This window comes from Sphingobacterium sp. UBA2480, from assembly GCF_002341965.1.
GTDB classification, from domain to species: domain Bacteria; phylum Bacteroidota; class Bacteroidia; order Sphingobacteriales; family Sphingobacteriaceae; genus Sphingobacterium; species Sphingobacterium multivorum.
Map to the genome: position 1 here is coordinate 156,599 of NZ_DDPA01000007.1, position 12,017 is coordinate 168,615.

At 42.4% G+C, this 12,017-nt stretch carries 9 protein-coding genes; 3 read left to right on the forward strand and 6 right to left on the reverse strand.

Translation table 11 applies throughout. The features are described from left to right. Positions 1-3 precede the first annotated feature (3 nt). The 3 genes from B3600_RS13910 to B3600_RS13920 form a co-directional block, all read right to left on the reverse strand. The gene (locus B3600_RS13910; RefSeq protein WP_286753326.1) at positions 4-927 is read right to left on the reverse strand and encodes a Dyp-type peroxidase; all 924 of its coding nucleotides are present in this window, start codon (positions 925-927) and stop codon (positions 4-6) included. A gap of 73 nt (positions 928-1,000) precedes the next feature. Next, the gene (locus B3600_RS13915; RefSeq protein ID WP_286753327.1) at positions 1,001-1,822 is read right to left on the reverse strand and encodes an alpha/beta fold hydrolase; all 822 of its coding nucleotides are present in this window, start codon (positions 1,820-1,822) and stop codon (positions 1,001-1,003) included. Further along, a complete protein-coding gene (locus B3600_RS13920; protein ID WP_286753328.1) occupies positions 1,803-2,588 on the reverse strand; it encodes a methyltransferase domain-containing protein in 786 nt (261 codons plus the stop codon). The genes B3600_RS13915 and B3600_RS13920 overlap by 20 nt, the downstream gene beginning before the upstream one ends. Before the next feature lie 328 nt (positions 2,589-2,916). Between B3600_RS13920 and B3600_RS13925 the strand changes: the two genes are divergently transcribed. Both B3600_RS13925 and B3600_RS13930 read left to right on the forward strand, forming a co-directional pair. Beyond that, on the forward strand, positions 2,917-3,750 hold the full coding sequence (locus B3600_RS13925; RefSeq protein WP_286753329.1) for a hypothetical protein: 834 nt from the start codon (positions 2,917-2,919) through the stop codon (positions 3,748-3,750). A gap of 173 nt (positions 3,751-3,923) precedes the next feature. Beyond that, positions 3,924-4,964, forward strand: coding sequence for a linear amide C-N hydrolase (locus B3600_RS13930; protein WP_286753330.1), 1,041 nt, complete (start codon positions 3,924-3,926; stop codon positions 4,962-4,964). Between the two features lie 62 nt (positions 4,965-5,026). Here the strand turns inward: B3600_RS13930 and B3600_RS13935 are convergent, their stop codons facing one another. From B3600_RS13935 to B3600_RS13945, 3 genes are read right to left on the reverse strand one after another with little or no spacing between them, the layout of a single operon-like run. Then, on the reverse strand, positions 5,027-6,124 hold the full coding sequence (locus B3600_RS13935) for an efflux RND transporter periplasmic adaptor subunit (protein WP_286753331.1): 1,098 nt from the start codon (positions 6,122-6,124) through the stop codon (positions 5,027-5,029). A 21-nt stretch (positions 6,125-6,145) separates the two neighbouring features. Beyond that, positions 6,146-9,436 carry an efflux RND transporter permease subunit gene (locus B3600_RS13940; protein ID WP_286753332.1) on the reverse strand — a complete coding sequence of 1,097 codons (3,291 nt, stop codon included), beginning with the start codon at positions 9,434-9,436 and terminating at the stop codon, positions 6,146-6,148. A 10-nt stretch (positions 9,437-9,446) separates the two neighbouring features. Then, positions 9,447-10,835 (reverse strand): TolC family protein, encoded by a 1,389-nt coding sequence (locus B3600_RS13945; protein WP_286753333.1) that lies wholly within the window; start codon positions 10,833-10,835, stop codon positions 9,447-9,449. Positions 10,836-11,006: 171 nt separating this feature from the next. On the opposite strand from B3600_RS13945, the gene B3600_RS13950 reads away from it, so the two are divergent. Further along, positions 11,007-12,017, forward strand: coding sequence for a sensor histidine kinase (locus B3600_RS13950; protein ID WP_046675044.1), 1,011 nt, complete (start codon positions 11,007-11,009; stop codon positions 12,015-12,017).

The following is a 12,017-nucleotide window of genomic DNA, read 5'->3' on the forward strand; positions in this document are numbered from 1 at the left end:
GTTTTAATCTGCAAATTCTTTCAGCATATTGATTGTTGGACAGAAGAACAGGGAGCCGGTATGCGCCGTACTAAAGTCTAGTATTCTATCGTAATTTCCTTCAGGTTCACCGATAAACATTCTTTTCAGCATTAATTGTACCGTACTGAATGTACTGGCGTAAGCGATAAAGTAGGTTCCCATTTCATTTGTTGCGATTTGCCCAAAAGGCATATTATCGCGCACAATCTTTAAATCGTCACCGACATTGGCCAGGGCCGAATGAGAATTAGCCGGTTTTTCATCGTCGCCCATCTCAATATCGTTTGCTTTGCTTCTGCCGATGACCTTTTCCTGATCGGCGACGGGTAAAGAACGCCAGGCATTCATGTCATGAATATATTTTTGCACAAATAAATAGCTTCCACCCTTATAGGCTGCATCCTCATCACCTACGATACCAAAGAAAGCACGATCCTCACCAAGGGGATTTTCCGTTCCGTCGACAAAACCCAAGATACTTCGGCCATCCCAATATCTGAACCCATGAACTTCCTCCTTGCAATCCGCAACGGGACTTAATAAGGCTGCTATTTCGGTCGCCATGTCAATGCAATAGCTTTTTTCATAAGCGCGAATATGGAAATGTACATCGCCGGGGGTAGCCACAGCAACATGTTTTTGACCAATGATGGGTTCGAAAGGAACCAATTCCTTTGGCATAGGTTCGTTGAGTTCCAGCTTTTTCCACGCATGGTGGCTAATGCCCAATACCACGCTGGCCTTCACGAGATTTGAACGTACCTGCGCCGAATTGTTGAGATTGACAACCAATGCACATAAGCGTTGGAAGACATCCTTGACGATCCCATTTTCGTGGAAATTCCATACCATAAACACCGTATTGTTGCTCGGTGTATCGATGACATTTTGGGCCTGATGATCCATAAGATAAGTTGTTGTGTGTTGTACAGCCTTGCTAAGCTACAAATAAAATCGGTTTTAGCGATAGACTTTTTGATTACTCGAATGCGGTTTGTTGATATAGTTTGACGATTTCATCAATAACTAAATCCGGTTCATCGTAAAAGACATGATGCTCCGCTTTTTCGGCTAAAATATAACGTCTATTGCTTTTTTGATCAGCAAATTTTTTAAGGGCAGCAATAAATAAACTGCGATCGGGTTCTTCAAAAGGTGATTTTCCTGAGCCAATGACAGTCATAGGGACATTGATTTTTTCAGCAACCTCATGTAAAACAGCCGTTGACGCTTCGTAGTTTAAAACGAGGTGATAGAACCCTAAGCTTTCTTTTTTTATGTGATCAAGCTCACTGGCATATTCTCTCTTCAATGATTTGGATCGCTCCATAGTCATGAAATAAGGGGAGACAATATCGATCATTACGGTGCCGACAACCTGTCCGGGATTGGTCGTTATAAATTTCATCGTATAGTTACCACCGAAGGAGTGGGCAACAAAAAAGTACCGATCACGATAGCCCAATTGCTGCAAGGCAGTTTTAAGATCCTTTACTTCATTTGTCAAGCTAATGTTAACGGTGTCTATTTCACTTTTTCCAAAGCCCGCCCGGTCATAAGTAATTAACGGTGCACCCAATTTGCTGGATAGGGGCTCCAATAATTTTCTCCAAACGGAAGCATCATTTCCTCCCCCAGATTCAAAGACAATGGGGATACCTTTTCCCTCCATTAAAGTAAAATGAAGGTTGTGGTTGCCTACATTGATCATGGTATCCCTGAGCTGTGCTTTTACGGCCAGGCCGGGGAGTGTCAGTAGGAGGAAAACGAATAAAAGGAGATTATACTTTAGCCCGTACATCGTTCATTTTAAGTGTCATGCTTTTCGCTTCTGTTTCGATCCATTGGCTGTATTCGGCGATAGCCTGTAAGCGAAGTTCGTCCGAGATATACCCTTCCGTAACCATTTGTCGCGACTGGGCGACTTTGTTCCAAATGGCCAGATTGGTATTAAAGTTAGCTTCTCCTTTTTTGTAGATCTGATCGGCATTGATAACCTGAACCGAATGGAAACCTGCTTGCTGGAGCAGTGCAGCGACCTCATCAGCAACACGATTGTTCATCCCTGCATCTGCTCTCCATTGCAGGAAAGTGCGGTAAAATGTGCGCATGCTTTCTGGCGGAGCGGGGGTCCATTCAATGGCGGTATGATTGTAGTCTAAAATAGAGATTTGTCCGCCAGGTTTTAACCAAGATTTAAATAAGCCTAATGCTCTGGGAACATCACTTAACCATTGCACGGTGCGCGCCGTTATAATCAGGTCGAACGGATGTGGAGGCTGATAATCAAAAATATTGCTGCAGACCAGGCTCAGATTTTTGGTGTTGCCATATAGTTCATTGCCACTATCTATAAAAGACTGTGTATTATCGAGCCCGATTATGGTTCCGTCACCGATATAAGTCGCGACCTCATTCGTGAGTGTTCCGGTACCACAGCCCACATCCAAGATTTCCATGCCAGGAGACAGTAAGGGAATAATCGTTCTATAATCGGAGGATAGTGTCCTTCTTTCAAATATCTTATTGGCCTGTTGATCTTTTCTGTCGATAAATTTCTCTTTCATTGAATTGGGTTTAGTTGATTGTAAATATAGCTTTTGCCTTCCGGTTAAAAAAACTTCTATTCGTTTAATCGTTTTTGTCGCGCTAATCTGACCAACAGTTGAGAATATTCCTTGCTTTGTTTATGATTACGATCAATCGAATACCATATTCTCCATTAAGAAGGATATAATGATCATTTTCTATTTTATAGCAACAGCGATACTTTGCGATTAATACCCTAATTAGGAAATTATTTTATGTCGGTTCGCTGTTTTTTTAATAATAGTTTTTTATATTGTTATACAACAGCACTAGTGCTGTGTAATTACACTAAGATATCCTGATATTATGCGAAAAGTATTTAAAGTTCTCCCGCTAATGTATTGTGCTGTTTTTCTTTCAGCCTGTTCTTCCAACTATCTCATGACGTTCAATGGGGAGAACGTAAAAAAAGACGAAGACAAGGGAACGTTTTCATTTAAAAATGATACGGTACAGATTGATTATTCCTTCGCCGACAGAGATGGTCGAATTTACCTTCGGATAGAAAATAAAATCGATAAACCGATCTTATGGGATCTTAAGAGTTCGGCCATGGTTATTAATGGTAAAACGCAAAGCTATTCTGCTGAACAAGCTGCTTTTAATGGAAAGATGAATGCTTCGGTTTCCGATATAAACGCCAGTAAATCCACTATATTTAACGAAACTTGGGTGAACGGTTATATCACGGGGTCGGTAAGTTTGCCTAAAGATGTCGTACTTATCCCACCGCATGCCTATGTGGATGGGCATTATTTTGATTTTAAAAACGATGTTAAATCCATTGTACGATCATCCCAAAAAGAAAAAGTGTATATGTATGATATGAGTGGCGAAAGTTTTGCGGTAAAACTTGCCCGATTTGAAGGTGCTGATTCACCTTACAGTTTACGTAGCTATTTGACTTATTCGATTTTAGAAGATGGTAAAGCTATTGTTAAAACTACGGAGCAAAAATTTTATGCAGTCCAGCTTTGGCAGACCGGTGCAGTAGCACTTAATAATATTCTAGAACTGTATAATAAGCGCGGAGACGTGCTGGCTGTTAAGGAAAAAAAAGGACAGGAGGCTATGATCGTTGGGGGTGCTTTGGCATTAACTGCAGCGGCCGCAGCAATTGACCCGAAAGCAACTGAATAGTACCCAAAGCCATCTACTACTGCTGTAGCTTATGCTCGTCTAAGCTGTGCCGGATTAAATCATGCCGGTTACAGCTTAGACAAACAATAAGTCCGAATTATTGTTTAAGATATTAGATCCTTTTGTCCTCAAAGGCAAAAAAGCTGTATCACTTATTAAAAAAATCTATACATATGAAGTATCTTGCACAATTTATGTTGATCGTCTTTCTTTTTGTTGCTAACGAAGGTCGATCCTGTACACGCGTTGTTTATAAAGGACCTAATCAGACCGTTATCACAGCTAGAAGTATGGACTGGAGAGACGATATCGCGGCCAATTTATGGGTATTTCCGCGCGGCGTAGCAAGAAGCGGGGAGGTAGGGCCGCAGTCATTGCAGTGGACTTCACAATATGGTAGTGTTGTTTCCAGTGCGTGGGACATTGCTACGGTCGATGGTTTAAATGAAAAGGGATTAGTGGCCAATGTACTCTGGCTTGTCGAATCTACTTATCCTAAATTTGATCCAGCTGGACCAAAAAAAGGTCTTGCAATCTCGGCTTGGGCCCAATATGTTTTGGATAATTTTGCGACCGTCAATGAAGCCGTATCTGCCTTAAAGGATGAACCATTTGTGATTGTAAGTGATTATATCCCGGGCACTACCAAATTTACGACGGTGCATTTATCGCTTTCAGATGCCACAGGCGATAACGCTATATTTGAATACATTAACGGGAAATTGGTTATTCATCACGATGCGGCTTATACCGTCATGACAAATTCTCCTGTCTTCGAAGATCAACTTGCGCTAAACAGGTATTGGCAGGGAATTCCGGGAACCATTATGCTTCCAGGAACAAACCGCGCTGCTGATCGTTTTGTGAGGGCTTCTTATTACATTAATGCGATTCCGCAGACAGATGATTTGCGGCTTTCTGTTGCGAGCGTTTTCAGTGTGATCAGAAACTGTTCGGTTCCATTTGGAATAAGTTCCGAAACGGAGCCCAATATTTCCTCTACGCGGTGGCGATCTGTAGCTGATCAGAAGAATAAAGTCTATTATTTTGAGAATGTATTGGTTCCGGGAACGTTGTGGGTGGATCTGGCTAAATTTGATTTAAAGAAAGGTGCTCCAACGATGAAGTTGGATATGAAGCAAGGGATGGCAATAAATGGCATTTCAAATACGCTGTTTAAGGCTGCCCAACCCTTTAAATTTATGGGTATTTAAATTAGAACGGGCTTGTCCAAAAAGATTGGACAAGCCCGTTTTTATGCGATTTTATAGCGATCCTAGTTGACTGAGGTTCCGTCTATAATCTCTTCATCCGCTTTGCTGACCAATTTAGAATCTTGTTTTACGTCACCAAATATTTCAATCTGACCATCGATGCTGCGCCCTTTCTGTACGGGGATGCGTTGGGTTTTGCCAGCAACGACAGCAATCACAAAGCTTCCTTCGCCCGAAGTAAATACCGCTGATTTTGGCACAACGAAAGTACTGTCTTGCGATGTTAAAGGTAATTCGACCTCTGCGACCATGCCGGGCAATAGCTTGTTGTCGATATTGTTAATATCAATTTCTACCCGTTCGGATCTTAATCTACTGTCCAAGGCACCCGATTTACGTGCAATCTTACCGGAGAAGGTTTGTCCAGGCAATGATTTGACGGTAAATTGCAAGGGCTGGTTTTCAGCTAGAAAACCCGAATATTGTTCCGGAACAGCAACGGCTAACCGGAGTTTACGTTGTTGTTGAATGGTCATGATGGGCATTTCCGAACCACGGCCAGCTGGACCAACATAGGCGCCTTGATTGACATTTCTTGTTGCGATGACACCGTCGAAGGGTGCTCTGATTTCCAAATAATTCAAGAGGTTTTGTACTTCTGCATAGGCTGATTTAGCGGCTTGGTACTGGGCAAAATCAGCATTCTTTTTTGACTCAGCAACCTCAAGATCGAGTCTAGCCACAGTTCCTTCCACCTTGCTGGTTTCGAAGAGTCTATCGTAAGTGCTCTTTGTAGCCATATAAACTGCTTCTTGCGATTTGAGCCGCGATTTTGCTGCTGACAGCTGTGAACTCAATTCGGGAGCTTCCAAGACAGCCAATAATTGGCCGGCATGGACCTTACTTCCGATGTCCACATTGAGGCTTTTGACATAGCTGCTTACCTTGGCGTAAATCTCGACCTGTTGGAATCCACTGATTTCCCCAGGGATCTGCATTTTGTTTGTTAATTTCTGTTTTGAGGGTGCAAATGTTTCTATTGCCGGAGTGACAGCTTCCGGACTTTCCTTTTTTGCATTTTCCTCGGCTGCCGAATGGCATCCTGCTAAGGATGCGATCAGACCAGCGATAGATAATATTTTGAACAAATTATTTTTCATATTTTATAGATTATACTGCTTTTACGATAAAGGTTTTAATGCTGCAATATAGTGTTTACTTTCTTTGTCCTCAGGATCTAATGAGATCGATTGTGTACTGCTTTTTTCTTGCGCCCAAGCAAATATGAGTGGTAAGATGACGAGTACGGCGAATGTCGAAAATAATAATCCTCCAATTACGGCTCTACCGAGTGGTGAAACTTGTTCGCCTCCTTCACCATGGCCAATGGCCATGGGTAGCATGCCCACAATCATGGCCAAACTGGTCATGATAATTGGCCGGAGTCTTAAGGATGCTGCCTCACGAGCCGCAGCCAGCGCATCTCCATTATGCCGACGGATATGTTCGGCATTGGTGATGAGCAAAACGGCGTTTGCAATGGATACGCCCACCGACATGATAATCCCCATATAGGATTGTAAATTGAGGGTCGACCCAGTTAACAACAGCAGAATCAATGAGCCTAGCACAACCGCAGGAACTGTGGTGAGCACAACCATAGAAACTTTGAACGATTGGAAATTGGCTGATAGCATCAGGAATATAACGATAATTGCTACAGCTAAACCAGATTCAAGGCTGCTCATGGTTTCTTCCAACACCTTTCCGAGGCCTATTTGCTCCATGGATAAACCGCGAGGGAGTTCACCAAGGGCTTTGATACTACGTTTTACATCCTTGGAGGCTGTTTTTAAATCTGTATGATCAATATTTGCTGTAACTGATACATAAGGCATCGCGCCCAAATTGTCATTCTCTCCATAGGTGAAGGACGGTGTGATCGTTGCAACATCGCTCAGAATTGGTCGCGCTGAATTTTTCAATAAAGGGATTTCACCAATTTCTTTCTCATCTTTCATTTTATCGATGGGAACCTGCACTTGGACGTTGTATGAGAGTCCTGCCTTTTCATCGATCCAGGTATTTTTTTCGGTATAACGCGAAGAAGAAGTGGACGCGATAAGCGATCGTGTCACTTCGCTGAGATCGATACCCAATTGTGCAGCCCTGATGCGATCTATCTTAATATCATACGAAGGATATTTAATGGATTGTGCTAATTGTACATCTCTAAAATAAGGGATGGCTTTTAGCTCCTCGATCAATTTTCCGGCGTACTTCTCGTTGTTCTTTTTGTTTTTTCCTGCTATCCGAACTTCAATAGGAGTAGGCGATCCTTGGCTTAATACTTTATCCGTAAGTTCGATCGGTTCAAAGGATACCTGTACATCGGGAACTGCTGCTTTCAGACGTTTCCGGTATTCATCACGGAAACTGTCCATATCGTGATGGTAGTCTTTCAGTGCAATTTGGAAAACAGCTTCATGTGGACCAGCCATGAAAAGATAGATCGGTGATACTGAAAACTGTCCGGGGTGTTGACCGATATAGACAGAAGATATGCTAATATGTTCTTTCCCAACCAGTTTTTCCAGTTCGGCCAGCGCCAGTTTTGCTTTTTCTTCGGTGCGTTCGATACGTGTACCTTCAGCTGCACGAAGGCGCATTTGGAACTGACTCGAGTTGACTTTTGGAAACACGTCCTGGCCGATTGTGCTAAGTAAAATGACTACAAGACTTATTGCTCCAAGCAGATAGATCACAGTAATGGTTTTCTTTCTTTTGAACAAGTGATCGATCATTTTCATGAATCTGTTTCTAAACCGTTCAAAAATACTGATCTTTCCATCGTTGTTAAAGTCTTCACGTTCCACCAATAGTTTCTTCTGATTTAGGGTATCCTGTTCGGATTCTACCGTCAGCCCAGATGCTGCAAATTGGGCTTCATCTGCATTTAAACCCGCGGGTTTGGCCGCATGTGGAGCCTTATGCGCATGATCTTTCATGAACCAGTTTGCCATGATGGGAACGAATGTCTGCGAAAGGAGAAAGGATACGATCATCGAAAATCCAATGGACAAAGCCAAGGGAAGAAATAAGGAGCCCGGAATGCCTGTCATGGTAAATGCAGGCGCAAATACGGCTAGTATACAGAGCAGGATCAATAATTTTGGTAGGGCGATCTCCTTACAGGCATCCCAGATTGCCAAGGCTTTGGGTTTACCCATATCCAAATGCTGATGTATATTTTCTATGGTTACGGTACTTTCGTCGACCAAGATGCCGATAGCCAAGGCTAGTCCGCTGAGGGACATGAGGTTGATGGTCTGTCCGAAGAGTTTCAGAAAGAGTACGCCGGATATCACGGAAATCGGAATGGTTAGGATAACGATCAGCGCGGCTCTTCGATCCCCTAAAAATAAGAGAACCATTAGTCCGGTCAGGATAGCTCCGATGGCACCTTCTGTAATCAAACTCTTTACCGAATTGATGACATAAACGGATTGATCAAATTCATACGATAACTTGACGTCGTCGGGCAAATTCTCCTGAATTTTTGGTAAAGCTGCTTTTAAGTTCTGGACGACTTCCCATGTGGAGGCATCGCCAGCTTTGGCAATACTGACGTATACGGAGCGCTTGCCGTTGACCAAGGCGTAGCCTGCAGTAACATCAGCTCCGTCCTTTACCGTAGCGATATCTCCAAGGTAAAGATTTTGTACACCACCTTTAAATAGCGGGATTTTTTCAAAATCTTTGACCTCTTTAATGGTATTATTGGTCGGCGTAATGTAGTTTTTATCCTGAATGCGTACGTTTCCTGCCGGGGCAGTTTGATTGTTCAGTCGTAGCGCTTCTACGACTTGGTCGGGTGTCATATTGTGGCTACGCATTAAATCGGGATCAACGTTGACCTCAATTGTGCGTGGACTTCCCCCAAAAGGAGGTGGGGACAATAAGCCGGGGATTGATGTAAATGATGCCCTGACATAGACGTTGGCCAGATCTTGCAGTTCATTATTGGATCGTTTGCTACTGCTCAATACCAGTTGACCTACAGGAAGCGACGAGGCATCAAAGCGAATGATGAACGGCGGTTGTGAGCCTGGAGGAAAGGAGGCCTGGATCCGATTGGCCAGGGCACTTAGCTCGGCCGCAGCCTGTGCCATGTTGGTGTCTTCGTAATACGATACTTTCATTAAGGTCAGACCTTGAATATTCTTGGTCTCAATAGACTTGACCCCATTGGCAAAAAGAAGGATATTAACGTAGTTTTTAGCAAAATAAGATTCCATTTGATCCGGCGAATAGCCACCAAATGGATGAGCAATATAAATAACCGGAAGGTTCATTTTTGGCAGGATATCCACCTTGATCGATCGAACGGCACCTATGCCAAAGACAATAAGTCCCAATACGAGTACGAGGATGGATATCGGCTTGCGTAAGGCAAAACGTATTAAATTCATGTAATGTTATTTATAGTTCTTTGTTGAAAATATCAAAATCTCCCGCAGCTGCGGCTTTTAATAAAAGCGACTGCCAAAGGTTGATGTGGACGATCTCACGATCGGTTTCGGCTCTATTGAGTGTATAAAGGGTCTGTGTAACGTCGACAAGCGTAGCTAGGCCGTTTTTATACATCGTCATTTTTTGATTGTAAGCTTGCTGGGCTGCCGATACTTGTCGGGGAGCTTCTAAATCACTTTTTCGGGCCAATTGAATTTTAACATCAGCAGCATCCAGCTGTGCTGCCAATTGGGCTTCGGCGGTTTGGTATTCTTCTCTTAGGGCATCATTCGTAAAGCGCTGTGCACTGATTTTTTTATTAATGCGTGCAATAGAAGTCAGATTCCAGTTTATGCCCAATCCCAAGAGATAATTTTGCCTACTGGGACGAACTCCTTGCCAATAATTTGTGCTATAAGCTTGTAGATCCGTAATGTAGTCGCTCTTAAAACCTGATCCTCTTGTCTGAAAAACACCAAAGGCGCTTACAGTGGGAAAATATTCTTTGGTTGATAATTTTAATTGTTGTTCACCCAATTCAATTTTACTTTTATAAAATTGCAGAATAGGATTACTTTCAATCAAGTTGTCTGAAAGGGGAGTTAGCTGTACTGGTGTTTTCTGGACGAGCAAGGTATCTATTTGCAGGTTTTTTGCTGGTATTCCCATCAGTACTGTTAATTTGTTGTTTTGCTCTTTAACATTTTCGCTGGCTTGGTTGAGGCTGATCTTTGCGCGTGAGACTTCGGCAGAAGCTAGCGTTGAATCTACGCCGGGCAATATGCCGTTTTTTACTTTCGTGGCAGCGATATTTAAAAATACCAGTGCACGGTCGAGGTTCATCTGTTGATTTTTTTCCAAGCGCTGACTCGCCAATAAATTGAGGTAAGCTGCAGCAATCTTGACTTTATGCTGGAACTGTTCCTGGCCGAGATCGGCCTGTAGTCGTTTGGTATCAGATTTGGCCAATTCGATCCGTTCTTTTTTTCGTCCAAAGGTGTAAATGTCCCAATTGACGTTGGCTAAGTAAAGCGCACCAAATGCGGCATTCCAATTTTGTTCGGGAAGAGCGGCTCCTGAAGAAGCTACCCCTAGTCCGCCGAATCCATACAGTGGACCATTTTGTCCATTGACTGTTCCAAAGTCCTGTTGCGCTACGATGTTCAGATTGGGCCAAAAGTCGCGTTTGACTTGTTCATTGGTCTGCAGGGAAGACTGGAGATAATATTCCTTTGCCTTGATATTTCCATAATTTGCAAGACCCTGTTCTACGGCGTCGCGCAGTGTAAGCGTCTGAGCGAAGGAGGAGGATGTCGCAAGTGACACAGCCAATGACAGCACTAAATTCAATTTCAGCATAGGTTATCTATCATTTTATGGACACGAAGATAGCGATGAGCTAGGCTGTAAGGCCCCTTTTAAATGATCTATCGTGTTTAAAAGTGACCAATTTAATTCGTCATTTATTTTTCTGCTGTTATAAACTTAAAACTCTTACTTTGTAACAGAATTTTAACAAAAAAAAGGATTATGAGAAAGGTTTTGGAGAACAAGATGATACAGGAAGTCGTCCTATTGATCTTTTCGTTTATCCTCTTTACGTTGAACGACTGGATTTTGATCCTGAGTTGGAAGGGATTTTTGATGGGGGTGCTCTATTTCCTGATCCTTTATGCGCATGCGCAACTAAATCGCTTTTTTCTATTGCCATTACTGCTTAAAAAGAATAAACCCCTGTTGTATATTCTGGCTTCGGTGGCAACGCTGCTGATTTTTGCACTGATATTAAAAGAGCTGACGGATAACGTCATTTACAAGAATTGTTTTCTCTACAAGAATCTGGTTCAGAAAACGTTCCATTATCAGTTTGGTGTATTATTGGGATCCTTGATCTGCATATTGGGCAGTATTCAATTTATAGAATTTTATCGCTTCCAACGGGTGAAGACGCGACGTGAACTGCTTTCGAATCAGACGCAGTTATCGCATTTGAAAAAACAGCTCAATCCACATTTCCTATTCAATACGTTGAATACCATCTATGGCATTAATTTGAAGTATCCGGAACGCACATCCGAATTGATCATCAAAGTTTCCCAGCTGCTGCGTTATCAGATGGAGAGCAGTGATCGGGAATTTGTTGCGATGGATGATGAGATCGATTTTATCTCAAGTTATATCGAACTGGAGCGCGAACGATTAGGATACCGAACAAAAATTGAATTTGACTATCAAAAAGAGGAAGATATCAATTATCAGATAGCGCCGATGTTATTGATTACTTTTGTGGAAAATGCTTTTAAACACGGAACCTGCAGTATTGAAGATTGTTTTGTACATATTTCAATCAAGATTGAAAAAGGGAACTTATATTTGCATGTCCGAAATTCTGTTCCGGTCAAGAAAAGGAATGTGTTTTCAGCAAAAATAGGTTTGGAAAATACAGTGGCTCGATTGAAGCTTTTGTATCCTAATCGGTATAAACTAACGACAAATTCCAAGAAAGAAGAGTATGAGGTGTCATTGGTTATCAATCTTTAA